This is a genomic window from Streptomyces sp. P17, assembly GCF_032436805.1.
GTDB lineage: Bacteria > Actinomycetota > Actinomycetes > Streptomycetales > Streptomycetaceae > Streptomyces.
This window is the reverse complement of sequence record NZ_JAVRBF010000082.1, coordinates 1-25,311: the sequence shown is the minus strand read 5'-3', so window position 1 is coordinate 25,311 and position 25,311 is coordinate 1. Positions and strand designations below refer to the sequence as shown.

Annotated in this window: 22 protein-coding genes and 1 pseudogene; 18 read left to right on the top strand and 5 right to left on the bottom strand. The window is 71.1% G+C overall.

Translation table 11 applies throughout. The annotated features are described in order from the left end of the window. Positions 1-298 precede the first annotated feature (298 nt). A complete protein-coding gene (locus RMT89_RS35765) occupies positions 299-712 on the top strand; it encodes a DUF6027 family protein (RefSeq protein ID WP_315887926.1) in 414 nt (137 codons plus the stop codon). Here RMT89_RS35765 and RMT89_RS35760 read toward each other — a convergent pair. Next, complete coding sequence (locus RMT89_RS35760) at positions 663-2,822, bottom strand: MMPL family transporter (RefSeq protein WP_315887925.1); 2,160 nt, start codon at positions 2,820-2,822, stop codon at positions 663-665. The two genes, RMT89_RS35765 and RMT89_RS35760, sit on opposite strands and share 50 nt — an antisense overlap. 107 nt (positions 2,823-2,929) lie before the next feature. On the opposite strand from RMT89_RS35760, the gene rpe reads away from it, so the two are divergent. The 7 genes and pseudogenes from rpe (at position 2,930) to RMT89_RS35725 (ending at position 9,467) form a co-directional block, all read left to right on the top strand. Beyond that, positions 2,930-3,616 carry a ribulose-phosphate 3-epimerase gene (gene rpe, locus RMT89_RS35755; RefSeq protein WP_315887924.1) on the top strand — a complete coding sequence of 229 codons (687 nt, stop codon included), beginning with the start codon at positions 2,930-2,932 and terminating at the stop codon, positions 3,614-3,616. Between the two features lie 78 nt (positions 3,617-3,694). Then, positions 3,695-4,738, top strand: coding sequence for a sugar-binding domain-containing protein (locus RMT89_RS35750; RefSeq protein ID WP_315887923.1), 1,044 nt, complete (start codon positions 3,695-3,697; stop codon positions 4,736-4,738). 80 nt (positions 4,739-4,818) lie between these two features. After that, complete coding sequence (locus RMT89_RS35745; protein ID WP_315887922.1) at positions 4,819-5,109, top strand: barstar family protein; 291 nt, start codon at positions 4,819-4,821, stop codon at positions 5,107-5,109. 131 nt (positions 5,110-5,240) lie between these two features. Continuing rightward, complete coding sequence (locus tag RMT89_RS35740) at positions 5,241-6,683, top strand: GuaB1 family IMP dehydrogenase-related protein (RefSeq protein WP_315887921.1); 1,443 nt, start codon at positions 5,241-5,243, stop codon at positions 6,681-6,683. Positions 6,684-6,771: 88 nt separating this feature from the next. Beyond that, a pseudogene (locus tag RMT89_RS35735) lies at positions 6,772-7,283 on the top strand (GNAT family N-acetyltransferase). Positions 7,284-7,516: 233 nt separating this feature from the next. Continuing rightward, complete coding sequence (locus RMT89_RS35730) at positions 7,517-9,004, top strand: amino acid permease (protein WP_315887920.1); 1,488 nt, start codon at positions 7,517-7,519, stop codon at positions 9,002-9,004. A gap of 10 nt (positions 9,005-9,014) precedes the next feature. After that, positions 9,015-9,467 carry an Lrp/AsnC family transcriptional regulator gene (locus RMT89_RS35725; RefSeq protein ID WP_048581051.1) on the top strand — a complete coding sequence of 151 codons (453 nt, stop codon included), beginning with the start codon at positions 9,015-9,017 and terminating at the stop codon, positions 9,465-9,467. 326 nt (positions 9,468-9,793) lie between these two features. Here RMT89_RS35725 and RMT89_RS35720 read toward each other — a convergent pair whose 3' ends face one another. Both RMT89_RS35720 and RMT89_RS35715 read right to left on the bottom strand, forming a co-directional pair. Continuing rightward, positions 9,794-10,243, bottom strand: a complete 450-nt coding sequence (locus RMT89_RS35720) for a hypothetical protein (protein ID WP_315887919.1) — start codon at positions 10,241-10,243, stop codon at positions 9,794-9,796. Beyond that, a complete protein-coding gene (locus RMT89_RS35715) occupies positions 10,240-10,986 on the bottom strand; it encodes a GntR family transcriptional regulator (RefSeq protein WP_315887918.1) in 747 nt (248 codons plus the stop codon). The genes RMT89_RS35720 and RMT89_RS35715 overlap by 4 nt, the downstream gene beginning before the upstream one ends. Positions 10,987-11,198: 212 nt before the next feature. Between RMT89_RS35715 and RMT89_RS35710 the strand changes: the two genes are divergently transcribed. From RMT89_RS35710 to RMT89_RS35675, 8 genes are all read left to right on the top strand, one after another. Continuing rightward, positions 11,199-12,353 (top strand): extracellular solute-binding protein, encoded by a 1,155-nt coding sequence (locus tag RMT89_RS35710; RefSeq protein WP_315887917.1) that lies wholly within the window; start codon positions 11,199-11,201, stop codon positions 12,351-12,353. Further along, a complete protein-coding gene (locus tag RMT89_RS35705) occupies positions 12,350-13,237 on the top strand; it encodes an ABC transporter permease subunit (protein ID WP_315887916.1) in 888 nt (295 codons plus the stop codon). The genes RMT89_RS35710 and RMT89_RS35705 overlap by 4 nt, the downstream gene beginning before the upstream one ends. Continuing rightward, positions 13,225-14,037, top strand: a complete 813-nt coding sequence (locus tag RMT89_RS35700; RefSeq protein ID WP_315887915.1) for an ABC transporter permease subunit — start codon at positions 13,225-13,227, stop codon at positions 14,035-14,037. The genes RMT89_RS35705 and RMT89_RS35700 overlap by 13 nt, the downstream gene beginning before the upstream one ends. After that, positions 14,030-15,073 carry an ABC transporter ATP-binding protein gene (locus tag RMT89_RS35695; protein ID WP_315887914.1) on the top strand — a complete coding sequence of 348 codons (1,044 nt, stop codon included), beginning with the start codon at positions 14,030-14,032 and terminating at the stop codon, positions 15,071-15,073. Before RMT89_RS35700 ends, RMT89_RS35695 begins: the two co-directional genes overlap by 8 nt. A 14-nt stretch (positions 15,074-15,087) precedes the next feature. Beyond that, positions 15,088-16,500, top strand: a complete 1,413-nt coding sequence (locus RMT89_RS35690; protein WP_315887913.1) for an HAD-IA family hydrolase — start codon at positions 15,088-15,090, stop codon at positions 16,498-16,500. Positions 16,501-16,611: 111 nt separating this feature from the next. Continuing rightward, on the top strand, positions 16,612-17,802 hold the full coding sequence (locus tag RMT89_RS35685) for an MFS transporter (protein WP_315887912.1): 1,191 nt from the start codon (positions 16,612-16,614) through the stop codon (positions 17,800-17,802). A 152-nt stretch (positions 17,803-17,954) separates the two neighbouring features. Then, a complete protein-coding gene (locus tag RMT89_RS35680; RefSeq protein ID WP_315887911.1) occupies positions 17,955-18,743 on the top strand; it encodes a carbon-nitrogen hydrolase family protein in 789 nt (262 codons plus the stop codon). 40 nt (positions 18,744-18,783) lie between these two features. Then, on the top strand, positions 18,784-20,484 hold the full coding sequence (locus RMT89_RS35675) for an NAD(P)/FAD-dependent oxidoreductase (protein WP_315887910.1): 1,701 nt from the start codon (positions 18,784-18,786) through the stop codon (positions 20,482-20,484). Positions 20,485-20,587: 103 nt separating this feature from the next. Here RMT89_RS35675 and RMT89_RS35670 read toward each other — a convergent pair whose 3' ends face one another. Next, positions 20,588-21,274, bottom strand: a complete 687-nt coding sequence (locus RMT89_RS35670) for a DUF5995 family protein (protein ID WP_315887909.1) — start codon at positions 21,272-21,274, stop codon at positions 20,588-20,590. A 296-nt stretch (positions 21,275-21,570) separates the two neighbouring features. On the opposite strand from RMT89_RS35670, the gene RMT89_RS35665 reads away from it, so the two are divergent. Continuing rightward, on the top strand, positions 21,571-22,698 hold the full coding sequence (locus tag RMT89_RS35665) for a glycoside hydrolase family 6 protein (RefSeq protein WP_315887927.1): 1,128 nt from the start codon (positions 21,571-21,573) through the stop codon (positions 22,696-22,698). Positions 22,699-22,734: 36 nt separating this feature from the next. On the opposite strand, the gene RMT89_RS35660 is transcribed toward RMT89_RS35665, so the two are convergent. Continuing rightward, on the bottom strand, positions 22,735-23,946 hold the full coding sequence (locus RMT89_RS35660) for an MFS transporter (protein ID WP_315887908.1): 1,212 nt from the start codon (positions 23,944-23,946) through the stop codon (positions 22,735-22,737). 105 nt (positions 23,947-24,051) lie between these two features. Here RMT89_RS35660 and RMT89_RS35655 point away from each other — a divergent pair, with 105 nt between their 5' ends. Next, positions 24,052-25,242, top strand: coding sequence for an ROK family transcriptional regulator (locus tag RMT89_RS35655; protein ID WP_315887907.1), 1,191 nt, complete (start codon positions 24,052-24,054; stop codon positions 25,240-25,242). Positions 25,243-25,311: the final 69 nt, after the last annotated feature.

Below are 25,311 nucleotides of genomic sequence, written 5' to 3'. Positions count from 1 at the left end.
AGTGCGTTGCCGGGGGTCGGACCCCGTAGCCGAGGCTGATCTGGCGGACCCGTCTGAGGAGTGCGTTGCCGGGGGTCCGATCGCGTAGTCGGCGCTGATTCGGCGGACTGTCTGAGGAGTGCGTTGCCGGGGGTCGGACCCCGTAGCCGAGGCTGATCTGGCGGACCCGTCTGAGGAGTGCGTTGCCGGGGGTCGGACCACGTAGCCGGCGCTGATCCGCCGTACCGCCTGAAAGCCCGTTGCGACGGGTTCGGCCCCGTGTCGAGACTCAGGGGACACGACCCGTCCCAGGAGGCTGATGTCCGTGTCGAGTGATGTGTGGACCGATGAGGACGGCCAGGACGTCGTACGGCTGCGTCGGTGGAAGGGGGAGTGGGCCGACGACGATCCGCACGCCAACTTCAAGTCGGACGTGGTGGGTTACGGTCTGCTCGAACCTCTCGACTCGCTGCACGGGATGTCCCGGAGCCTGGACATCCCGGTGGGCGCCCTCGTTCGGTATGTGCTGGCCCGCTGGGCGTCCGGCGGCAGCGGCGGGCTGCTGGAGATCGGGCCGGTGATGGTGCCCCGGCTCTGGGAGCCCATCGCCGCCGCGGAGCGGGCCGACAGCGACGAGGAACGGCTACGGGCCTATCACCAGTTGCGGGAGATGATCGCCTGGCTCAAGGTCCCGCTGGACGACCCGAGTGTGTATCCGCCGCAACAGCACTGACGGGCACCCGCTTCCCGCCGTCCTCCTTCGCCAGCCGGTGCGGCCACCACACCTTCGGGCCGACGTCCAGGAACAGCGCCGGGACCAGGATGGAGCGCACGATGAAGGTGTCGAGGATGACGCCGAGCGCGACCGCGAAGCCGATCTCCGCGAAGGCGACCATCGGGAGCGTGCCGAGGGCGGCGAAGGTGCCGGCCAGGACCAGGCCGGCCGAGGTGATCACCGCGCCCGTCGCCGCGAGTCCGGTCACCACGCCCGCGCGGGTGCCCTGACGGGCCGCCTCCTCGCGGATCCGGGTGGTCAGGAAGATGTTGTAGTCGATGCCCAGGGCGACCAGGAAGACGAAGACGAACAGCGGGAAGTCCGTCGACTCGCCCGCGTAGTCGAAGAGGTACCGGAAGGCGAAGGCGCTGATGCCCAGGGCCGCCGCGAACGACAGGATCACCGTGCCGATCAGCAGGAGCGGGGCGATCAGGGCCCGCAACAGGGCGCACAGGATCAGCAGCACGACGAGCAGCACCAGCGGGATGATCAGTATGTTGTCGTGCGTGGTCGCCTTGTCCATGTCCAGCAGGGCCGCCGTACCGCCGCCGACCTGGGCGTCGGCGTCCGGCACTGCGTGCACGGCGTCGCGGACCCGCTCCACCGTGTCCTTGGCGGCCTCGCTGTCGGCGGGGTCGGACATGGTGGCCTCGAACAGGACCTTGCCCTCGAAGGCCGGTTTCGCGCCCGGTGGCAGGCCCAGGGAGTCCGGGACCACGCCCGGGGTGTCCGCAACGGCTCGGCCGACCTCCTCGGCCTGCGCCTGGTTGCTGATGATGACGAGCGGATCGCCGCTGCCCGCCGGGAAGTACCGCTCGGAGACCTCCTGGCCGGTGATCGAATCGGGGGTTCCGGTGAAGGCGTCGGCATTGCTGATGCCCTCGGCGCGCAGTTGGATCAGGCCCAGGGAGCAGATGGCGAGGACCACCGCCGTGGCGGCCCAGATCATGCGCGGCCGGGCGGCGATACGACGGCCCATGCGCGCCCAGATGCCCCGCTGGTGCGGGTTCGGGGCGCCGAGGTGCGGGATCACCGGCCAGAAGATCCAGCGGCCGAAGATCACCAGCAGCGCCGGGAACAGCGTCATCATGGCCAGCAGAGCGACCGCGACGCCGATCGCGGCAACGGGTCCGAGGCCGCGCGTGGAGTTCATCTCGGCGGCCAGCAGTACCAGCATGCTCAGGACGACGGTCGCGCCGGAGGCGATCACCGCCGGGCCCGCGCGGTGCAGGGCGAGCGCCATCGCCTCGTGCCGGTCCTCGTGGCCGCGCAGCTCCTCGCGGTAGCGGGCGACGAGCAACAGGGCGTAGTCCGTCCCCGCACCGAAGACGAGGACGGTGAGAATGCCCGCGCTCTGGCCGTTCACGGTCAAGCCCGCGTGCTCCGCCAGGAAGTAGATGAGGGCCTGCGCGGTGAACAGGGCGGCGATCACGGCGAGCAGGGGGACCAGCAGGAGGGTCGGGCTGCGGTAGGTGATCAGCAGCATGACGATGACGACGGCCATGGCCGACAGCAGCAGTGTGGAGTCGATGCCCTCGAAGGCCTCGGCGAAGTCCGCCGACGTACCGCCCGGACCCGTGATGTGCACGGCGAGCCCGCCACCGCCCTCGCCGACGATCTGCCGGATGTCGTCGACCGCGGGCGCGATCTGCTCCCAGCCCTGCTCGTCCATGGTGATCGGCACATAGACCTGCGCCGCGCGGGGATCCGCGTCACGGTCGAAGGTGGGCCCGCGGGTCTCGTCACCGCGGACGCCGTGGGCGGTGAGCTGCTTCAGCTCCCGCACGTCCTCGTCGATGGCGGCCCGCTCCTCGGCCGTGAGCCCGCTCTCCCGGGCGTAGATGACGATGGCCGGGATCTGCTCCGGCCTGAAGTCCTCGGAGGTCTGCAGGACTTGGGTGGATTCGGCGGACCCGGGCAGCCAGGAGGCCGCGTCGTTGTCCTGGGCGTCGGTGAGCTTCTGGGCGAACGGGGCCGTAAGGAAGAGCACGATGAGCCAGAGCACCAGCACGACCCACTTGGCCCGCCGGCCACAGACGAGATGTGCGATCCCACGCCTTTCAGTCATGGCCACCCCCGTGGCCGAAAGGATGCCACGCAGTCGTGCGCCCCGTAAGGGGCGCAGGGAAGGGTACCGCCACGCCAAACCCCCGGAGGGCATGGCAGGCTGGGGGCATGGCCGTGCAGATCAATCCCAGCATTCTGTCCGCCGACTTCGCCCGCCTTGCGGACGAGGCGAAGGCGGTCGAAGGAGCCGACTGGCTCCACGTCGACGTCATGGACAACCATTTCGTCCCGAACCTCACGCTCGGTGTGCCGGTCGTAGAGTCGTTGGCCCGCGCGACGGACACTCCGCTGGACTGCCATCTGATGATCGAGGCCCCCGATCGGTGGGCGCCCCAGTACGTAGAAGCGGGGGCCGCTTCCGTCACCTTCCACGTCGAGGCGGCCGCCGCTCCGGTGCGTCTGGCCCGTGAGATCCGGGCCAAGGGCGCGCGAGCCTCCATGGCGCTCAAGCCCGCGACACCGATCGAGCCGTACGAGGACCTGCTCCCCGAGCTCGACATGCTGCTGATCATGACGGTCGAGCCCGGTTTCGGGGGTCAGGCGTTTCTCGACATCATGCTCCCGAAGATTCGCCGCACCCGCGAGTTGATCAGCAAGCACGGTCTTGAGCTGTGGCTTCAGGTGGACGGCGGGGTCTCGGCGGCCACCATCGAGCGATGCGCGGAGGCGGGCGCGGACGTCTTCGTCGCCGGTTCCGCGGTGTACGGGGCGCAGGACCCCGCCGAGGCGGTCCGCGCGCTGCGGGCCCAGGCGGAAGGAGCGACGAAGTCCGCGGCCTGGGCATGCGACCACTGAGCCAAGGGAACGTGAACGGCGCCCATCAGGGCGGATCCAGTGCGCTGGATCTGCAAGGATGAACGGCGAATCCAGAGTGTGAACAGTAGTGAGGAGATCGCCGTGTCGGGTATGTCGGCGGGCCGGTCAGCCATGCGGATGGGACCCGCTGAGCTGGTGCAGGCGGCGGCCATGGCCCGCCGCTTCTACCTTGAGGGCAAATCCAAGATCCAGATCGCCGAGGAGTTCGGTGTCAGCCGCTTCAAGGTGGCCCGGGTCTTGGAGACCGCACTTGAACGGGATCTCGTGCGTATCGAGATCCGCGTCCCCGCCGAGCTGGACGCCGAGCGCTCGGACGCGCTGCGCGCCCGCTACGGCCTCAGGCACGCCGTCGTGGTCGAGTCGCCGGCGGAGGCCGAGGACTCTCCCGACCCGGAGAACCTGGGGGAAGTGGCAGCCGATCTGCTCGGCGAACTGGTGAACGAGGGTGATGTGCTGGGCCTGGCCTGGGGCCGGTCCACCATCCACATGGCGGCCGCGCTCGACCGGCTGCCGCCGTGCACGGTGGTGCAGCTGACCGGCGTGTACGACGCCGGGACCGCCGAGCGCGGCTCGGTGGAGGCGGTGCGCCGGGCGGCCCAGGTCTCGGGCGGCGACGCGCATCCCATCTACGCGCCGATGCTGCTGCCGGACGCGGCCACCGCGGCGGCGCTGCGCAACCAGACCGGGATCGCCCGGGCCTTCGAGTACTTCGACAAGGTCACGGTCGCCTGTGTCTCCATCGGCTCCTGGGAGCCGGGCATCTCCACGGTGCACGACATGCTCAGCGACCAGGAGCGGGCGCACTACGCCTCGCTCGGGGTCGCCGCCGAGATGTCGGCCCACCTCTTCGACGCCGACGGCCGCCGGGTCGGCCGGGACCTGGGCGAGCGGTGCATCACGGTCAAGGCCGACCAGCTCCGCCGTATCCCCGAGGTCGTCGCCATCGCGGGCGGGTCGCGCAAGGCGTCCGCGATCGACGCGGTGCTGCGGTCGGGGCTCGTCACCAGCCTGGTGACGGACACCTCGGCGGCGGATGTGCTGATGACGGCGGGGCCGACCCCGAAACCCGCGCTCAACAGGGCTGATCCGGACGGACAGTGACGATATGTCAGATAGGGGGGTGGCCCGGCGGCCGCCCCCCTTCGTTCATCGGCGATCACTACGGACTTGGCGGTACCGAGATGACGGATGTCCTGGCCACGCTGGACCTCGCCGGGGTCACCGACAAGGCGGGCCTGATGGACCGGTGCCTGCGGGACCTGGGGCTGCCCGACTACTTCGGCCGGAATTGGGACGCGCTGGCCGACGTCCTCTCGGATCCGGGCCTGTGGCCCGAGGGCGCCGTTGTGATCGTCGTACGGAACTGGCAGTCGTACGCCAAAGAGCGGCCGGACGAGTGGGGGATCGCCCGCGAGGTGTTCTCGGGCGCCTCCGCCGTCACGGTGGCCCTGGCTCTTGGAGGATCCTCCTAGGCGTCTGCGACCAGCCTGGATGAACCGACCGTGTATGGCATTCCGGCTGACATGGGACAATGAAGTACGTGCTCTTTCCCCCTGGCTGACCTGTCCGGGGGCCACCTCTGAACGACTGGGATGTGCAGCACGTGCGTTTCCTCAATGACATCCAGCCCCCGTACGACCTGACGTACGACGACGTGTTCATGGTCCCGAGCCGTTCCGCGGTCGGTTCCCGCCAGGGCGTGGACCTCAGCGCCCCGGACGGCACGGGCACCACGATCCCGCTCGTCGTCGCCAACATGACGGCCATCGCCGGCCGCCGTATGGCGGAGACGATGGCCCGGCGTGGCGGCCTGGTGGTCATCCCGCAGGACATCCCGATCGACGTCGTCACCGAGGTCGTCTCCTGGGTCAAGAGCCGTCATCTGGTCCTCGACACCCCCATCGTGCTGGCCCCGCACCAGACGGTCGCCGACGCCCTCGCCCTGCTGCCCAAGCGGGCGCACAACGCCGGTGTGGTCGTCGACGACGACTTCAGGCCGGTCGGCGTGGTCACCGACGCCGACCTGGGCGGCGTGGACCGCTTCACACAGCTCGAAGTCGTCATGTCCCGCGACCTGCTGCTGCTCGACGCCGACGTCGACCCGCGTGAGGCCTTCAACACCCTCGACCACCACAACCGCCGCTACGCCCCCGCCGTGGACGCCGACGGCAAACTGGCCGGCATTCTCACCCGCAAGGGCGCCCTGCGCGCCACGCTCTACACCCCGGCCGTCGACGCGAACGGCAAGCTGCGCATCGCCGCCGCCGTCGGCATCAACGGCGATGTGGCGGGCAAGGCCAAGCAGCTCCTCGACGCGGGCGTCGACACCCTCGTCATCGACACGGCGCACGGCCACCAGGAGTCGATGATCACCGCGATCAAGCTGGTGCGCGCGCTCGACCCGCAGGTCCCGATCGTGGCCGGCAACATCGTCGCCGCCGAGGGCGTCCGGGATCTGGTCGAGGCCGGTGCCGACATCATCAAGGTCGGTGTCGGACCCGGTGCCATGTGCACCACCCGCATGATGACCGGCGTCGGCCGGCCGCAGTTCTCCGCGGTAGTGGAATGCGCCGCCGAGGCCAGGAAGTACGGCAAGCACGTCTGGGCGGACGGCGGTGTCCGGCACCCGCGTGACGTCGCCATGGCGCTGGCCGCCGGTGCCTCCAACGTGATGATCGGCTCCTGGTTCGCGGGCACCTACGAGTCCCCGGGCGACCTCCAGCACGACGCCCAGGGCCGCGCCTACAAGGAGTCCTTCGGCATGGCGTCCGCGCGTGCCGTGGCCAACCGTACGTCGGAGGAGTCGGCGTACGACCGGGCCCGCAAGGCGCTGTTCGAGGAGGGCATCTCCACCTCGCGGATGTTCCTCGACCCGGCCCGTCCGGGCGTGGAGGACCTGATCGACTCGATCATCGCGGGCGTCCGCTCCTCCTGCACCTACGCCGGCGCCGGCTCCCTGGAGGAGTTCGCCGAGAAGGCCGTCATCGGCATCCAGAGCGCCGCCGGCTACGCCGAGGGCAAGCCGCTGCACGCCAGCTGGAGCTGACACAACTCCCTTTCGAACGGCCCCTGTTGTCCCGGTCGCCCGGGAAAATCGGGGGCCGTTTCGTATGCCTCCGCACTACGGTCGGCGCATGGAGATCACCGCCTGCACGGCCACCGATGTCGCGCTGCTCGACCAGTACCTGGCATCGCCCGGCCGCACGTCCTTCCACGCCCGACGGTTCTCGCGCCAGGAGGCGGGGGAGTGCACGTATCTCGTCGCCCGGCTGGACGGGAGGCCGGTCGGGCACGCCGAGATGCGCTGGATCGGCTGCACGGATCCCGAGGTGCGGGACGCGCGGCCCGGCTGCCCGGAGATCGGAGGTCTTGCCGTCGCCGAGGACTGCGCTCGCGCGGCATCGGTACGGCACTGGTGCGCGCGGCCGAGGAACTGGCCCGGGAGCGGGGACTGACCGTCGTCGGCATCGGCATCGGCATCGGCATCGGTGTCGGCAAGGACAACCTACGGGCCGCCGCGCTCTACGAGCGGCTCGGCTACCAGCCCCTGATCGAGTACCTCGACCGCTACTCGTACGAGGACCACGACGGCACGGTCCGTGAGTGGGTCGACCCGTGCGCGTTCCTGGTCAGAAGCCTGCTGTGAGAAGCCCCGCGCAACGGTCGACAGCCGCCGTGCAACGAACACCCACCCTGCCCCGATGAACGCAATGATCTTGCGGGCACACGCAAGGTTGCTGCATTACAACGGCAATGCCGATGCTCATAGGCTGTCGCCTCGTACGTGGCGTGGCGGGGACCCCGCTCGGTGGTTCCTGTTTCTCAGGTGTGCCGCCGGTCCCCGTCTCCCTGACCGGCAGCGATAAGGAGCCCAGCGCAGTGCTCGACCAAGGCGCACCCCCGCAGGACAGAAGCCAGACCGATCCCGCGTCCCCAGGGCTCGGCGCGCGCCTGATGCGACGCAAGCCCGTGGAACACCTGGTCGCAGAGGGTGGCCAGGGTGAGGGAGGCTCGCTGCGGCGCTCCCTGGGTCTGTGGCAGCTCACCATGATCAGCATCGGTGCCACCCTCGGCACCGGCATCTTCGTCGTCCTCGGCGACGCCGTCCCCGAGGCCGGACCCGCGGTGACCCTGGCCTTCGTCATCGCCGGTCTCACGGCGCTGTTCTCGGCCCTGTCCTACGCGGAACTCGCGGGCAGCATCCCGGTCGCCGGCTCCTCGTACTCGTATGCGTACGCAACCATGGGCGAACTCGTCGCCTGGGTCTGCGGCTGGTCTCTGGTGCTGGAGTACGGCGTCTCCGTGGCCGCCGTCGCGGTCGGCTGGGGCGAGTACCTCAACGAGCTGCTCGACGGCACGATCGGCGTCACCATCCCCTCCGCGCTGTCCTCGGCGCCGGGTGAGGGCGGCATCATCAACCTGCCCGCGCTGATCGTCGTCCTGCTGGCGATGGTGTTCCTGCTCGGTGGCGTCCGCGAGTCCGCCCGCGCCAACACGATCATGGTCGCGGTGAAGATCGCCGCGCTGGTGCTGTTCTGCGCGGTCGGCTTCATGGGCTTCAAGTCCGGCAACTACGAGGACTTCATGCCGCTCGGCATGGCGGGCGTCAGCGCCGCCGGTGCCACGCTGTTCTTCTCCTACATCGGCTTCGACGCCGCCTCCACCGCCGGTGAGGAGGCCAAGAACCCCAAGAAGGACCTGCCCCGCGCGATCATGCTCTCGCTGATCATCGTGACGGCGCTGTACGTCCTCGTCGCCGCCGTCGCCGTCGGCGCCTGGAACTGGACCAAGTTCGAGGGCTCCGAGGCCTCCCTCGCCGCGATCATGAACGACGTCAGCGGCCAGACCTTCTGGGGCACCCTGCTCGCGCTCGGCGCGGTCATCTCCATCGCCTCCGTGGTCCTCACGGTGCTGTACGGCCAGACCCGCATCCTCTTCGCGATGTCCCGCGACGGCCTGGTGCCCAAGGCGCTCGGCAAGGTCGACCCGAAGACCGGCTCGCCGCGTCTGAACACCGTGATCGTGTCCCTCTTCTGCGGTGTCCTCGCCGCGATGATCCCGCTCGGCAAGCTCGTCGACGCCACCAGCATCGGCACCCTGTTCGCCTTCGCGCTGGTCAACATCGCGGTGATCGTGCTGCGCTACAGGCGGCCGGAGCTGGAGCGGACCTTCAAGGTGCCCTTCGGTCCGGTGCTGCCGATCCTCGGCTTCGCGTTCTGCGCGTACAACATGTTCAGCCTCGACACCGCGACCTGGGTGGTCTTCGGGTTCTGGATGGCGGCGGGTCTCGTGTTCTACTTCCTTTACGGCCATCGCCGTTCCCGTCTTGCCGCGGGAGAAGCTCCCGCAACGCCAGAAGTGAAGTGAACCACCCGCAGTGCTGAACGATCTCGACGAACGCATCGTGCACGCCCTCGCCGAGGACGCCCGCCGCTCCTACGCGGACATCGGGCAGCTCGTCGGCCTGTCCGCGCCCGCGGTGAAGCGGCGCGTGGACCGGCTGCGCGCCACCGGGGCCATCACCGGATTCACGGTACGGGTGGACCCGTCGGCGCTCGGCTGGGAGACCGAGGGGTTCGTCGAGATCTACTGCCGGCACAACACCTCGCCGGACACCATCCGGCGTGGTCTTGAGCGCTATCAGGAGGTCGTGGCCGCGTCCACCGTCACGGGTGACGCGGACGCGGTCGTGCAGGTCTTCGCCTCTGACATGCGGCACTTCGAGCGGGTCCTGGAGCGGATCGCGGGGGAGCCGTTCGTGGAGCGGACCAAGTCCGTGCTGGTGCTCTCGCCGCTGCTGAGACGGTTCTCCTCGGGATCGCCTACCTAGTGCCGCGGCAGGCAACGTTCGCCCCGTCGCGACGCCCGGCACGCACTCTCGCCGCACCGGCCGAAGGCCCAAGTACGTCCAGTACGAGGGCTTCCGGCCGGCACGCCGAGGGCACGCACCGGACGCCGCTCCTTGACGGGCAAACGTTGCCTGCCGCGGCACTAGGGGGTGTTTTGAAAGTCCCGCACAGCACCCACGGCGCCCGGCACGCACCCTCGCCGCACCGGCCAAAGACCCAAGTACGTCCAGTACGAGGGCCTTCGTCCGGCACGCCGAGGGCACGCACCGAACACCGCGGGCACCGCACAGGACTTTCAAAACACCCCCTAGACGGTGGGCCGTTCGGCACACACCCTGATGGATGCCAGCAGGCGCTTCATGCCCAACGCATGGCCGCCCGTGCCGATCGCGAGCCGTCGGTAGAGGCGGCCTGTCAGGCCGGGGAACGCCGCTCGTGTCTCCGCCTTCAGCAGATACCGGCCCGGACCCGCCTCCTCGATGCGGAAGGTCAGTGAGTAGACCGAGTAGCGGTGGCTGCCGGTGAGGACCAGTTCGTGGCCCTTGTCCGCCGCGGCCACGCGGAAGCCGGGCAGCGTCGAGCCCTCGGCCAAGGGGCGTGGCCCGGCGGCGCTGACGTCGGCGCAGCCCACCAACCGGGCGTAGTGGCCACCGCCGAAGGCCGTGTCCAGCGCCTCCGACAGGCCTCGCCAGAGCGCGTCGGCGTCCGCCACGACGATCGTCGTGTGCTCGTCGACGTAGGGCAGGGCAGCGGTCACATCGCATCCCCCGTCTTGCGGGCCAGCGCGTTGTTCCCGATCGAGTTGTGGACACTGAAGCTCACCGCGTCCGAGCGGTAGCGGTCGTCCGACCACTCCACCGGGCGCCCCTCGCGGGTCGTGGTCACCCGGCGCACCCGCAGCAGCGGACTCGTGCGGCGGATGCCGAGCAGCTCGGCGTCCTGGGCGCCGGCCGCCACCGCGTCGATGACATGCTCGCCGTACGCGAAGACCAGTCCGGTGTCCTCGTAGAGCCGCTGGGTGACGGACGGGCAGTCCGGCTCGATGGACTCGACGGCCGGGGAGATCCAGTCCGCGTAGACCGTCCGCTCCAGCAGGACCGGCTCGCCGTCCAGGCCGCGCACCCGCACGACGTGCAACACCTCGGTACCGACGGTCAGTTGGAGGCGTACCGCGTCCTCGGCGGTCGCCGGGCGGTGCTCCTGCGCGACCACCCGTCCCGTGGCCTCGCGGCCCATCGCGCGCGCCCACTGGGCGAAGCTGCGCAGCTCGGCGAAGCTCTGGCTGCGGCGGCTGGCCAGGACCACCCGGCGGGCACCCTGGCGGGAGCCGATGAGCCCCTCGGCGGTGAGCGCCGCCACGGCCTGGCGGACCGTGCCGCGCGAGACGCCGTAGTGGGCCGCGAGTTCCGTCTCGGCGGGCAGCAGACTGCCGACGGTGTACTCCTCGCGGTCGATCGCCCGGCGCAGCTCGCCCGCGATCTCCTCGTGTCGCGCCGTCATGCTTCCCCTCTGGATCGGTTGCTGTGCACAGCGTGACCAGCCTAATCGAGAACCGTCGTTGATCCGTGTCAGCCGGGATTGTGCAGGGAATCAAGGGTCAGGGTTTCGCCAGTGTTTACGGGCGTGTCACCGACGACGGGCGTACTGAGGCCAACTTGTTCAGACAAGTTCGCAGCATCCTCGGATTCCCTCCTGCGCCCCCTGGAGCAGTCGTGACCCTGTCCCCGCCGAGAACCGCCGCCCTCGGCGTCGTCGCCGCCCTCACGCTGAGCGCCTTGAGCGCCTGCGGTGCCGCTCCCGACGACGCGTCGACCACCGCCGACGGCAAGAGCGCCGCCACCGCCACCTCCGCCGCCGACTTCGGAGGCCTCGACGCCCTGGTGAAGGCGGCCAGGAAGGAGGGCACGCTGCGCGCCATCGCGCTGCCCCGCGACTGGGCCAACTACGGCGCCCTCATCGACGGCTTCGAGAAGAAGTACGGCATCAAGGTCGAGGTCGAGAACCCCGACGGCTCCAGCCAGGACGAGATCAACGCCGTCACCTCGCGCAAGGGCCAGGACCGCGCCCCCGACGTCCTGGACCTCGGCAGCTCCTTCGCGCTCAGCGCCGCCGAGCAGGGGCTGCTCGCGCCGTACAAGGTCGCCGCCTTCGGGGACATCCCCGAGGGGCAGAAGGACGCGCGGGGCCGCTGGTACAACGACTACGGCGGCTACATCTCCATCGGCTGCGACGCCAAGCGCGTCAAGGAGTGCCCGAAGACCTTCGCCGACCTGCTGAAGCCGCAGTACAAGGGTCAGGTCGCGCTCAACGGCAACCCCACCAAGTCCGGTTCCGCCTTCGCCGGTGTCTACGCCTCCGCTCTCTCCAACGGCGGTTCCTTCGACGACATCCAGCCCGGCCTGGACTTCTTCGCCGAGCTGAAGAAGAACGGCAACTACACGCCCGTCGAGTCGACCCCGGCCACCGTCGAGAAGGGCGAGACCCCGATCAGCATCGACTGGGACTACCTCAACGCCGGTTACGCCGAGGAGTTCAAGTCCAAGGGCGTCGACTGGCAGGTGACCGTGCCGGCCGACGGCGTCTTCTCCCAGTACTACTCCCAGGCCATCAACAAGGACGCCCCGCACCCGGCGGCCGCCCGGCTGTGGGAGGAGTACCTGTACAGCGCCGAGGGCCAGAACCTGTGGCTCGCCGGCTACGCGCGGCCCGCGCTGATGCCCGCCATGGAGAAGGCCGGCACCCTCGACAAGACGGCCGCGGCCAAGCTGCCCGAGGTCTCCGGGACGCCCAGCTTCCCGACCGAGGCCCAGCAGAACAAGGCCAAGACGGTCCTCGGGCAGGGCTGGGCGAAGGCCGTCTCCGGATGACGGCCACACTCACACGTCCGGACGTGGCGCCCGTCGCTTCGGTGAAGAAGCGCCGGCGCCACGTCCCGGGCGGGCTCGCCGTGCTCCCGCTGCTGGCGTTCACCGCACTCGCCTTCGGGCTGCCGGCCTGGGCGGTTCTCGACGGCGCCTTCACGGCCAAGGACACCGGTGCGTACAGCACCGCGAACCTGACCACCTCGCTGCAGGGCGCCTACCTCACGGCCCTGCTCGGGAGCGTCAAGCTGTCCGCCGTCTCCGCCGTTCTCGCGGCGCTGCTCGGACTGCCGCTCGCCCAGGCCGTGGTCACCTCCCGGTCCCGCGCCCTGCGCGAGGCGGTGCTCACCGCGTCCGGCGTGCTCGCCAACTTCGGCGGGGTCCCCCTCGCCTTCGCCTTCGTCGCCACCCTCGGCAACGCGGGTGTGCTCACCCGGCACCTGGGCCTGACGGACAAGGGCTGGGACCTGTACAGCTTCTGGGGCCTGGTCCTCGTCTACCTGTACTTCCTGATCCCGCTGATGGTCCTCACCATCGCCCCGGCCCTGGAGGGCCTGCGCACCCAGTGGCGCGAGGCGGCCAGGAACAACGGCGCTACGGCCGTGCAGTACTGGCGGCACGTTGCCCTGCCGGTGCTGCTGCCGTCACTGCTCGGTGGGTTCGTGCTGCTCTTCGGCAGCGCCTTCGCCGCGTACGCCACCGCCGCCGCCATGGTGGGCAGTTCGGTGCCCCTGGTCACCCTCCAGATCGCCGACGCCCTCTCCGGCAATGTGCTGGTCGGCCAGGAGAACGTGGCGCTCGCCCTCAGCCTCGACATGGTCCTCGTCGCGGGCCTGGTCATGGCGGTGTATCTGCCCCTGCAACGACGGAGCGCGCGATGGCTCGCCTGACCCTGTGGCGGTGGGGCGTGCTCGGCCTCGCCGGACTGTACTTCCTGGTGCCGCTGGCCGCGTCCGTGGTCTTCACGGTCGATGTGCCGGGCCAGGGAATCACCTTCGACGCCTATACGCAGATCTTCGCCACCGAAGGCTTCCTGAGCAGCCTGCTGCTCTCACTCGGGCTCGCCGCCGCCACCATCGCCCTGGTCCTGCTGCTGACGGTGCCCGCCACCGTCGCGCTCAGGCTGGGCGCGGCCCGGCTGCGGCCGGTCGTCGAGGTGGTGTGCTCGCTGCCGCTCGTCGTCCCGCCGATCGCGTTCGTCGCCGGTATCGGCACGGTCCTGAAATGGGGTCCCGAGCACCTGTCCCGCACGCCCCTGTTCCAGACCTTCGTGGCGATCCAGAACCCGGACTTCCCGTTCGTCCTGGTCCTCGCCTACGTCGTGATGGCGCTGCCGTTCGTGTACCGCGCGCTGGATGCCGGGCTCCGCGCCGTCGACGTCCGCACCCTTGTCGAGGCCGCCCGGAGCTGCGGCGCGAGCAGGCCGCAGGCGCTCGTCCAAGCCGTCCTGCCCAATCTGCGGGGCGCGCTGCTCAACGCCTCCTTCCTCACGCTCGCCCTGGTGCTGGGCGAGTTCACGGTGGCGCAGCTGCTCGGCTTCCAGCCCTTCGCGGTGTGGATCGTCAACGTCAGCGGCTCACAGGCCCAGTTGTCCGTCGCCGTGTCCGTGCTCAGCCTGCTCGTGACCTGGCTGCTGCTCCTCACGCTCGCGGGGTTCGGCGGCCGTACCCGTAGGGGGAACCATGTCTGACAACACAGCAACCGTCGAATTCCGTGGGCTCCGCCGGGAGTTCGGGGCGACCGTCGCCCTCGACGGCCTCGACCTGACCGTCCGCCCCGGTGAACTCCTCGCCCTGCTCGGCCCCTCCGGCTGCGGCAAGACCACCGCCCTGCGCATGCTCGCCGGGTTCGAGCACCCCGACTCCGGCGAGGTGCTGGTGGACGGCGAGGACGTCACCCGGGTGCCCGCGCACCGGCGTGACGCCGGGATGGTGTTCCAGTCGTACAGCCTCTTCCCGCATCTCGACGCCATGGACAACGTCGCCTTCGGGCTGCGGATGCGCAAGGTGGGCACGGCCGAACGGCGGGCGCGGGCCGCCGAGTTGCTGGAGCTGGTCGGTCTCGCCGACAAGGGGCGCCGTTACCCGCATCAGCTCTCCGGCGGACAGCAGCAGCGGGTCGCGCTCGCCCGCGCGCTCGCCCTGCGCCCGCGCGTCCTGCTGCTCGACGAACCGCTCTCCGCGCTCGACGCCAAGGTGCGCCTGACGCTCCGCGAGGAGATCCGGCGGCTCCAGCAGGAGCTCGGCATCACCACCCTGTTCGTCACCCACGACCAGGAGGAGGCGCTGTCCATGGCCGACCGGGTCGCCGTGATGCGCGCCGGACGGCTCGAACAGTGCGCGGAACCGGCCGAGTTGTACGGCCGTCCCGCGACCGCCTTCGTCGCCGAGTTCGTCGGCACGATGAGCCGGATTCCCGGCCGGATGTCCGACGGCGCCGTCGAGGTGCTGGGGCGGCGGTTGCCGGTCGACGGCCCGGTGCCGTCCTCTTCGGATGTGGACGTGCTGGTGCGTCCCGAAGCGGTGCGGGTACGGGCCGATGACGCCGGTGACGCGCGTGTGGTCGCCGCCGCCTTCCTCGGCGCCGTCAGCCGGGTCACCGTACGGCTGGCCGACGGCACCGAGGTGAAGGCCGACCTGCCCGAGGCGCCCGCCCCGGGAGCCGCCGTACGGGTGTCGCTGCCGGAGCGGCCGGTGCTGGTGGCGGAACGAATCACGGACGTATGAAAGAGACCCCCCACATGAATCGACTCCCGCTCCAAGCCGTCCTGTTCGACATGGACGGCACGCTCGTCGACACCGAGCGCCTGTGGTGGGAGGCGGTCGAGCAGATCGCCGGGCGGGCCCTCACCACGGCCGACGCGCCCGAGGTGCTCGGGCGCCCCGTCGAGCACACCGCCGACTGGCTCGCCGCCACCACGGGAGGCCCCGCCACCGGCCTCGCCGAGGCGCTCCACCGGGAGTTCGCCGACCGCGTCCGCGCCGGGATCGTGCCCCGCCCCGGCGCCCTGGACCTGCTCGACGCCCTGGCCCGCGAGGGCGTTCCCACCGCCCTGGTCACCGCCTCCCCCCGGGCCGTCGCCGACACGGTCCTGGAAGCGCTGGGGGCGAGCCGTTTCGCGGTCTCCGTCACCGCCGACGACACCGAGCACACCAAGCCCGCCCCCGACCCCTACCTCGCCGCCTGCCGCGCCCTCGGCGTCGGCCCGGCAGCCTGTGTGGCCGTCGAGGACACCCAGACCGGGGTCAGCTCGGCGGAGGCGGCCGGCTGTACGGTGCTCGCCGTGCCCTCGCTCGCCCCGATCGACGCGGCCCCCGGCCGCACCGTCCTGTCCGGCCTGACCGACGTCACCCCGGACCGGCTCCGCGCGCTGCTGCCGTACGAACTGCGTGTCATGAGCTGGAACCTCTGGTACGGCGGGACCAAGGTGCACGATCACCGGGCCAAGCAGCTCAAGGTCATCGCGGAGACCGGGGTCGACGTGGTGGGGCTGCAGGAGACGTACGGGACGGCGGCGGAGGAGCTGGCCGAGGCGCTCGGCTGGCATCACCACCGGGCGGGGGAGAACCTCGGGATCATCAGCCGGTTCCCGGTCACGGCCCGGCTCGGGGACCCGGACGTCGGGTTCTACGGGGCTGCCGGTGTCCGGATCGCCGTAGGGGACCAGGACGTCGAGGTGTGGACCGCGCATCTCGACTACCGGGACTACGGGCCCTATGTGACCGAGGGCGACCCGACCGTGCACGAAGGGGTGCGGCTCGCCGAGATGCGGGACACGCTGCGCCGGATCGGGGACGCGGAGCCGGTCGTGCTGGTGGGCGACTTCAACTGCCCGTCCCATCTGGACTGGCCGGATGTGTCGTGGCCGGTGACGGTGGCCGCCGAGCAGGCGGGCTTGAGGGACTCGTATCGCGAGGCGAACCCTGACCCCGTACGGGATCCCGGACACACCTGGTCTCCGGTCGAGGGCCACCCCGAACCCCAGGACCGGATCGACTTCGTCCTCCACCGGGGCCTGCGGGTTCTGGACTCCCGCAGCTACGTCAGCGGCAGCCCGCGGCCCCTGCCGGACGTCGCCGACAACGACTGGCCCTCCGACCACGCGGCCGTGATCACGACATTTTCCCTGCACGGGAGGGCCGAACCGGCCTAACATCGATGTCATGACCTGGCGACATTGATCCCTGCCCCGTCGTGCCTCCCGAGGGCCGCCGATGCGGACGCCGTACCTCTCGCGTCCGCATCGCTCCCACGGGAAGGCCTCATGACACTCTCACCCGCGCGCGTGCCCGCCACCGGCAGCATCCGTCGGCTCACTCGCACGCTGTACGGTTACGCGTTCCTCGAAGATCTTGTCCTGCTCTACCCGCTGTACGCCCTGCTCTTCGCCGACAGCGGGCTCACGCTGTGGCAGATCTCCTCGCTGTTCGCCCTGTGGTCGATCACCGGCGTCCTGCTGGAGGTGCCCTCCGGCGCCTGGGCCGACGCCGTGTCCCGCCGCGTCCTGCTGTGGCTGGGTCCGCTGCTCAGCGCGGTCGGCTTCGCCCTCTGGGTGCTCGTGCCCTCGTACTGGGCCTTCGCGCTCGGCTTCGTCCTGTGGGGCGTGAGCGGCGCGCTGAGTTCCGGTGCGCTGGAGGCCCTGGTCTACGACGAACTGGACCGCCTCGGCGCCGCCGACCGGTACGCCCGTGTCATGGGCCGGGCTCGGGCGGCGGGGCTGCTGGGCGTCATGGCGGCGATGGCTGCGGCCGGACCGGTCTTCGCGCTCGGCGGCTATCAGGCCGTCGGTGCGGCGAGCGTCGCGGCCTGTCTGCTGGCCGCGGTGACGGCGAGCCGCTTCCCGGAGGACCCGGGACGGACGGGCGACGGTGAGGGCTGGGCGGCGACCCTGCGCACCGGACTCGCCACCGCCCGCCGTGACCGCTCGCTGCGCGGGGCGCTGCTGCTCGTCCCGGCCGTGGCCTGCGTGTGGAGCGCCCTCGACGAGTACTCGCCGCTGCTGGTCCGCGAGACCGGTGTGCCCGACGGATTCGTGCCGTACGCGCTCCTGCTGATCTGGGCCGCGGTCACGGCCGTCAGCCTGCTGGCAGGCCCCGCCGAACGCCTCGGCACGACCGGCTTCACCTGGCTGATCGCGATCTCCGCGCTCGCCCTGGCCCTCGGCGCGATCGCCCGCACCCCGGCGGGCCTCGCCCTGATCGCCGTGGCCTTCGCGGGCTTCCAGCTGGCCACGGTCCTCGCCGACGTCCGGCTCCAGCACCGCATCGAGGAGGGCGGCCGAGCCACCCTGACCTCGGTCGCGGGCCTGGGCACCGAGCTGCTGACAGTCGTGGTCTACGGTGCCTACGCGGCGGCGGGCGACCACGCCACCCACGGCACGGTCTTCGCCCTGTTCGCGCTGCCGTACCTGGTGGGGGCGGTGATCAGAGCCGCGGCCGGCAAGGCGCGAGCCTGACCGGAGGAGGAGGCGCAACGAATCGCCGCCGGGGGCCCTCTCCACGCAACGTTCCGCTCACGAGCGCGCAACGGCTCCTGCTTGTCCGGCCGAGCACGGCGACCGTACCGTCTATGTGGCCCCCCAACCCCCTTGCCCGGTGAGGAACACGCATGCGCACCGCCCTGCTCCAGAGCTCCGGTCGCCCCGGCTCGGTCGTCGAGAACCTCAAGGTGCTCGACGAGGCCGCGGGCCGTGCCGCCGCCGCGGGCGCCGGGCTGCTGATCGCGCCGGAGATGTTCCTGACCGGGTACGCGATCGGCGACGACATCGCGAGGCTCGCCGAGCCCGCCGACGGGGACAGCGCGGACGCGGTCGCGGAGATCTCCTCCCGGCACGGTCTCGCCCTCGCCTACGGCTACCCCGAGCGGGACGGCGAGACCGTGTATAACTCCGCCCAGATCGTCTCCGCCGACGGCACCCGGCTCGCGAACTACCGCAAGACCCATCTCTTCGGCTGCTTCGAGCGCGACCACTTCACGCCGGGGGAGCGGCCCGTGGTGCAGGTGGAGCTGAACGGCCTCCGCGTCGGCGTCCTGATCTGCTACGACGTCGAGTTCCCGGAGAACGTCCGCGCCCACGCCCTCGCCGGCACCGACCTGCTGATCGTGCCGACCGCGCAGATGCACCCGTTCCAGTTCGTCGCCGAGTCGATGATCCCGGTGCGGGCCTTCGAGAACCAGATGTACGTCGCGTACGTCAACCGGGTCGGCCAGGAAGGGGAGTTCGAGTTCATCGGCCTCTCCACCCTGGCCGGTCCCGACGGCGTCGCCCGCGCCCGCGCCGGACGCGGTGAGGAGCTGGTGTTCGCCGACACCGACCCCGCGTTCCTCGCCGCCGCCCGCGAGGCCAACCCGTATCTGCAGGACCGCCGCCCCGCCCTCTACGGGTCCCTCCTCTGAACCTCCCCCCTCATCAGTTGTCGCAAGGAGTCCGTACCCCATGACGTCCACGGTGCCCACCGCCGTCCAGCACGCCGACGAGCAGCAGCCGCCGATCACCATGTTCGGGCCGGACTTCCCGTACGCGTACGACGACTTCCTCGCCCACCCGGCGGGCCTCGGCCAGATACCCGCGACCGAGCACGGCACCGAGATCGCCGTCATCGGCGGCGGTCTGTCCGGCATCGTGGCCGCCTACGAGCTGATGAAGATGGGCCTCAAGCCCGTCGTCTACGAGGCCGACCGGATCGGCGGCCGGCTGCGCACCGTCGGCTTCGACGGCCCGGGCACCGACGGTCTGACCGCCGAGATGGGCGCGATGCGCTTCCCGCCCTCCTCCACCGCCCTCCAGCACTACATCGACCTGGTCGGCCTGGAGACGCGCCCCTTCCCCAACCCCCTTGCCGAGGCCACCCCTTCGACGGTGGTCGACCTCAAGGGCGAGTCGCACTACGCCGAGACCGTCGACGACCTCCCGCAGGTGTACCGGGATGTCGCCGCGGCCTGGAACAAGTGCCTCGAAGAGGGCGCCGACTTCTCCGACATGAACCGCGCGATGCGCGAGCGGGACGTCCCGCGCATCCGCGAGATCTGGGCGCAGCTCGTCGAGAAGCTCGACAACCAGACCTTCTACGGCTTCCTCTGCGACTCGGAGGCCTTCAAGTCCTTCCGGCACCGCGAGATCTTCGGCCAGGTCGGCTTCGGCACCGGCGGCTGGGACACCGACTTCCCGAACTCCATCCTGGAGATCCTGCGGGTCGTCTACACCGAGGCCGACGACCACCACCGCGGCATCGTCGGCGGCTCCCAGCAGCTGCCGGTGCGCCTGTGGGAGCGCGAGCCCGAGAAGATCGTGCACTGGGCGTACGGCACCTCGCTCGCCTCGCTGCACGAGAACGGCACGCCCCGCCCGGCCGTGACCCGGCTGCACCGCACCGCGGGCAACCGGATCACGGTGACGGACGCGAACGGCGACATCCGCACCTACAAGGCGGCCATCTTCACCGCGCAGTCCTGGATGCTGCTGTCGAAGATCGACTGTGACGACTCGCTCTTCCCGATCGATCACTGGACCGCGATCGAGCGCACCCACTACATGGAGAGCTCCAAGCTGTTCGTCCCCGTCGACCGGCCGTTCTGGCTGGACAAGGACGAGGCGACCGGCCGGGACGTCATGTCGATGACCCTCACCGACCGCATGACGCGCGGGACTTACCTGCTCGACGACGGTCCGGACAAGCCCGCCGTCATCTGCCTGTCGTACACCTGGTGCGACGACAGCCTGAAGTGGCTGCCGCTGTCCGCGAACGAGCGGATGGAGGTCATGCTGAAGTCGCTCGGCGAGATCTACCCGAAGGTCGACATCAGGAAGCACATCATCGGCAACCCGGTGACCGTGTCCTGGGAGAACGAGCCCTACTTCATGGGCGCGTTCAAGGCCAACCTGCCCGGCCACTACCGCTACCAGCGGCGCCTGTTCACGCACTTCATGCAGGACCGGCTGCCCGCGGACAAGCGGGGCATCTTCCTCGCCGGCGACGACATCTCCTGGACGGCCGGCTGGGCCGAGGGCGCGATCCAGACCGCGCTGAACGCGGTGTGGGGCGTCATGCACCACTTCGGCGGCGAGACCGACGCCACCAACCCCGGCCCGGGCGACGTGTACGACGAGATCGCGCCGGTGGAACTCCCCGATTCCTGATCGGGATGCCAAGCGGCGAGCGTGACGGGCGGTAGGGGGTCGTAGCACCGTCCGTCACGCGGCAGCGGATGCTGATCAACGGAGGACCGTAGGGAGGACCGAGTCAGTCCGGCAGCGGGATGAGCAGCATCCGGCCCGCGAACCCCACCGCCGCGTCAAGACGCTCGGTGAACTCCTCGGCCAGGTCGGGGAGTCGGCGCAGTGCCCACAGCGCCCGGGCCGCCGACCAGGTGGCGTCCCGGGCCCGCTCCAGGCTCCAGGAGCCGAGCAGATGGGTGAGCGGGTCGGCGATCTGCAGCAGGTCGGGTCCCGGCATCAGATCTTCGCGGATGCGCTCCTCCAGCGAGACGAGGAGATCGCCCACGCGGTCGAACTCGTCCTCCAGGTCGGGGGGTTCGCAGTCGAGGGTCCGACAGGCGTCCACCACGGCGAGCGCCAGATCGTGGCCGATGTGCGCATTGATGCCCGCCAGCGCGAACTGCAACGGTCGTACGCCGGGATGGCGGCGGAACTGGAACAGGGGCCGCCAGCAGGCGGGCGGTCGCCGCTCGTCGGTCGCCGTGTCGACCGCCGCGAGATAGCGCTCCGCGAACAGCACGTCCAGCGTGATCGCGGCCCGCGCGTCCGCGAACCGACCGGCGTCGATCCGCCGGTCCACCGCCTCGGTCACCGCCAGGTAGACACGGTTGAAGACCGCGACGCCGTCCCGGGCGGGCAGGTCCGCGTCGAGGGCGCGCATACGGCGAATGACCGCGTCCACAGGTGAGGTGAGTTGTTCGCATTGCGCCATGGGGGCAGAGTCGCAGCTTTAGGGTGGCGGAAGTACCGGCGGGCCCGACGCTTCCCCAGAACGGGGGAACGCACCCGCCGTGGGGGAGTGAGCCGTAGGGACGCGCCGGTGGCGAGAGGTCGAGCGGGCGGAGGCCCGAAGGGCTGAGCCCGGTCGACCTCTCGCCACCGGCTGGAGCGTCCCCGGAGGCGAACGACCAGAGGAAGGGGAGGGGGAAGAGCGTCGTGCCTGGCTTACGTGCCGAGCGTCTCGCCGCACGCAGGTCCGCGCGTCGACGGGCCGCACGCCGGGGGGCCATGGTCGTGGCGGCTTCCGTCGTGGTCGCCGTCGGCACCGCGGCCGGGATGATCTCGGCGCTCGACGAAGGGGGCGGCTCCGACGAGGCGCGCCCCGAAGTGACGTACACACCGCGCCTCCAGTCGCTGCCCGTGGAGCCGCCGGTCTCCCCGTCGGTCGGCGCCTCGCCCTCGGCCACCCCCTCGCCGACGAAGAAGAAGGAGGCGAGCCCCACGCCCTCGCCGACGAAGACCGACCGCGAGCGGCAGACGGCCGCCGTGTCGACGCGGCTGTACCGGCACCCCGACTCCCAAGTGCTGGACTGGGTCCGGGAGAACGCCGGTGATCCACGGCACGGCGTCATCCAGTCCCGGATAGCCGCCCAGCCCGCCGCCGTGTGGTTCGCCGACTTCACGCCGGACACGATCACCGCCCGGGTCCGCGCGGTGACCGCCGGCGGTGCCGCTCTGGGACGGACGCCGGTCGTCGTGGCGTACGCGATCCCGGACCGTGACTGCGGCGGGGCCAGCCAGGGCGGGGCGCCCGACCTCGACGCCTACGACGACTGGATCGACCGCTTCGCCGCGGGGCTCGGCTCCGACGACGTCATCGTGGTCCTGGAACCCGACTCCGTCGCCCAGGCCGAGTGTCTCTCCGGCGGCCAACGAGCCGACCGCTTCGCCTCGTTGGCCCGTGCGGGCCGCGTTCTGAAGGACGCCAACCCGAGGGCCCGCGTCTACTACGACGCCGGCCACTCCGGCTGGCACGCGCCCGGCAGACAGGCGGGCTGGCTCAAACAGGCCGGCGCAGCCTCACCCGCCTCCTCCGACGGGATCTTCAGCAACGTCTCCAACTTCCACACCACGGCCGCCGAGATCGCCTACGACCGACAGGTCCTCGACGCCCTCGGCGGCCCGGCCTCGCTCGGCGCCGTCATCGACACCAGCCGCAACGGCAACGGCGCTCCGGCGGACGGGGAATGGTGCGACCCGGCGGGACGGAAGATCGGCCGGGCGCCCACCCTGAGTACGGGCGAGGCCCGGATCGACGGCTACCTGTGGGTCAAGCTGCCGGGGGAGTCCGACGGGTGCAAGGGGACGCCGGGGACGTTCAGCCCGTCGTACGCCTACGACTTGGCCTCGTCGTAGAGCTCGCTCGGCGGACGGTGCGGTGCAGCGAGTGGTTCAGGGTCGTGGGTCGGGAACTGCCGCCTCCGGCCGGCCGACCGCCGCCGACTTGCGCTCGGCGGTGCGCAGGACGCCCGCGAAGACGGCGAGCCCGGTCGCCAGCAGCGTCACCAGACCGAACGACACCACCAGACTGGTCGCCTGGGCCAGCCCGCCGATCGCGCCGGGCGCGACCAGACCCGAGGTGTACGTGATGGTCGCGACGCCCGCGATCGCCAGACTGGGGTTGGGGCCGCTGCGGCCGGCCGCCGCGAAGCACAGCGGCACGACCACCGCGATGCCGAGGCCCATCAGCCCGAACCCGGCCATCGCCAGCGCCGGTTGGTTCGCCACGACGATCAGCAGACCGCCGACGGCCGCGAGGACACCGCCCGCACGGACCGTACGCACGGCGCCGTACCGGTCCACCACCTTGTCGCCCGCGATCCGCGCGACGGCCATGGTGAGGGTGAAGCCCATCGTGCAGGCGGCGGCAAGACCGTCCGAGGCCTCCAGCTCGTCGCGCAGATAGACCGCGGACCAGTCCAGGCTCGCGCCCTCCGCGAACACCGCGCAGAATCCGACCGCGCCGATGAGCAGCGCCGAGGGGGGCGGCAGCGCGAACCGGGGCGGAGGTGCCTCGTCCTGGGCGGGCTGCAGATCGAGCACCCAGGCACAGGCGGCCACGCCGAGAATCGTCAGTACGGCCGCCGCCAGCAGGTGGTGCAGCCGGGCGTCGGTGCCCAGCTGCGCGGCGAGCGTGCCGCCGAGCGAGCCGAGGACGGCGCCCGCGCTCCACATGCCGTGCAGCCCGGACATGATCGACCGGTCGAGCCGGTTCTCCACCTCCACGCCGAGCGCGTTCATCGCGACGTCCGCCATTCCGGCGGTGGCGCCGTAGACGAACAGGGCGAGGCAGAGGGTGAGGAGGTTCGGGGCGAGGGACGGCAGCACCAGGGCGAGCGTCCACAGCGCGATCAGGGCGCGCAGGGCGTTCCGGGCGCCGAAGCGGTGGGTGATGCCTCCGGCGAGCGGCATCGCCACCGAGGCGCCGAGCGCGGGGAAGGCCAGGGCGAGCCCCAACTGGCCCGCGCTCACCGAGGCATGGTCCTGGATCCACGGCACCCGGGTCGCGAACGAGCCGGTCACGGCCCCGTGCACGGCGAAGACGGCGGCCACGGCGTACCGCGCCCGCTTCACCTCGCGCCCGTCGTAGACCACGTCACTCATGCTCCGGCCCCTCCCTCGCGTCTACTGGAGGCGTAAACTATCAGGAACCCTGCCTGATAGGTAGGTGGCCGCTCACCGCATCCGCCGATCTGGAAGGATCCCGGCATGCCCGCTTCCCCCAGCACCGCCCGGGCCATCAACGACCGGCTCGCCCTGCGCCTGCTCCAGCAGGAGGGCCCGTTGACGGCGGGACGGCTCAAAGAGCTGACCGGACTTTCCCGGCCGAGCGTCGCCGACCTCGTCGACCGCCTCACCGCCGCCGGACTGATCGAGGTCGTGGGGGAGTCGGGGGAGCAACGGCGCGGGCCCAACGCCAAGGTGTACGGCATCGTCGTGGGCCGGGCGCATCTGGCGGCGCTGGACGTGCGCACCGAGGGCGTCGCCGTGGCCGTGTCCAACCTGGTCGGCGAGGTCCTGGCGGAGGCGTCGGCGCCGATCGACGGGGGTGTGGGGACAGGCCCCGCGGTCGAGCAGGCGGTGGCGCTGGTCGAGCGGGTGGTGAAGGAGGCCGGCGTCGACCGGCCGCACACGGTCGGCATCGGAGCGCCGGGTCTGATCGACCCGGCGACGGGCGAACTGCGCAGCTCCACGGGCCTGCCGGAGTGGCACCGGCGTCTGGTGGCGGCGCTTCAGGAGCGGCTTCCCGAGGCGCGGGTCAGCGTGGAGAACGAGACCAACCTGGCGGCGCTGGCAGAGCAACGGGACGGAGCCGCGGCGGACCGCGACACCTTCGTCCTCCTCTGGCTCGGCATGGGCGTCGGCGCGGCGGTGGTCCTCGACGGCGTGCTGCGCCGGGGGGCCTCGGGCGGCACGGGCGAGATCGGCTTCCTGCCGGTACCGGGCACGACGGGTCTGCCGTCGGCGACGGGTTGCGAGGGCGGCTTCCACTCCTTGGCGGGGGCGGCGGCGATCGCGGAACTGGCGGCGGGGCACGGGGTGACGGCGGCGGAGGCGGCGGGCGAACCACATGCGGCGACGCTGGTCCGTACGGCGGCGCAGTCGCCGGACCTGGCTCCCCACGCCGGCTTCCTGGACACCCTCGCCGACCGCCTGGCCCTCGGTGCCGCGGCAGTCATTTCGGTCCTGGACCCCGGCTGTGTGGTCCTGGCGGGCGAGATCGGCCGAGCGGGCGGGCAGGTGCTGGCGGCGCGAGTCCAGACCCGTCTGACCCAGATGTCACCGCTGCCCACGGAGGTGCGGGCGAGCACGCTGGGCGGCGAGGCGGTGCTCCGGGGCGCGCTGCTGACGGCACGGGACCGGGCCCAGGAGGAACTGTTCGCGCCGCCGGTGCGCTAGGGGGTGTTTTGAAAGTCCCGCACAGCACCCACGGCGCCCGGCACGCACCCTCGCCGCACCGGCCAAAGA

Excerpts from the sequence above, each read along its gene's own strand:
- RMT89_RS35675 (WP_315887910.1), top strand. The coding sequence starts at position 18,784 with ATGACGTCCACGGTGCCCACCGCCGTCCAGCACGCCGACGAGCAGCAG.
- rpe (WP_315887924.1), top strand. The coding sequence starts at position 2,930 with ATGGCCGTGCAGATCAATCCCAGCATTCTGTCCGCCGACTTCGCCCGC.
- RMT89_RS35705 (WP_315887916.1), top strand. The coding sequence starts at position 12,350 with ATGACGGCCACACTCACACGTCCGGACGTGGCGCCCGTCGCTTCGGTG.
- RMT89_RS35655 (WP_315887907.1), top strand. The coding sequence starts at position 24,052 with ATGCCCGCTTCCCCCAGCACCGCCCGGGCCATCAACGACCGGCTCGCC.
- RMT89_RS35670 (WP_315887909.1), bottom strand. The coding sequence starts at position 21,274 with ATGGCGCAATGCGAACAACTCACCTCACCTGTGGACGCGGTCATTCGC.
- RMT89_RS35745 (WP_315887922.1), top strand. The coding sequence starts at position 4,819 with ATGACGGATGTCCTGGCCACGCTGGACCTCGCCGGGGTCACCGACAAG.
- RMT89_RS35660 (WP_315887908.1), bottom strand. The coding sequence starts at position 23,946 with ATGAGTGACGTGGTCTACGACGGGCGCGAGGTGAAGCGGGCGCGGTAC.
- RMT89_RS35685 (WP_315887912.1), top strand. The coding sequence starts at position 16,612 with ATGACACTCTCACCCGCGCGCGTGCCCGCCACCGGCAGCATCCGTCGG.
- RMT89_RS35665 (WP_315887927.1), top strand. The coding sequence starts at position 21,571 with ATGGTCGTGGCGGCTTCCGTCGTGGTCGCCGTCGGCACCGCGGCCGGG.
- RMT89_RS35765 (WP_315887926.1), top strand. The coding sequence starts at position 299 with ATGTCCGTGTCGAGTGATGTGTGGACCGATGAGGACGGCCAGGACGTC.
- RMT89_RS35680 (WP_315887911.1), top strand. The coding sequence starts at position 17,955 with ATGCGCACCGCCCTGCTCCAGAGCTCCGGTCGCCCCGGCTCGGTCGTC.
- RMT89_RS35695 (WP_315887914.1), top strand. The coding sequence starts at position 14,030 with ATGTCTGACAACACAGCAACCGTCGAATTCCGTGGGCTCCGCCGGGAG.
- RMT89_RS35715 (WP_315887918.1), bottom strand. The coding sequence starts at position 10,986 with ATGACGGCGCGACACGAGGAGATCGCGGGCGAGCTGCGCCGGGCGATC.
- RMT89_RS35760 (WP_315887925.1), bottom strand. The coding sequence starts at position 2,822 with ATGACTGAAAGGCGTGGGATCGCACATCTCGTCTGTGGCCGGCGGGCC.
- RMT89_RS35690 (WP_315887913.1), top strand. The coding sequence starts at position 15,088 with ATGAATCGACTCCCGCTCCAAGCCGTCCTGTTCGACATGGACGGCACG.
- RMT89_RS35700 (WP_315887915.1), top strand. The coding sequence starts at position 13,225 with ATGGCTCGCCTGACCCTGTGGCGGTGGGGCGTGCTCGGCCTCGCCGGA.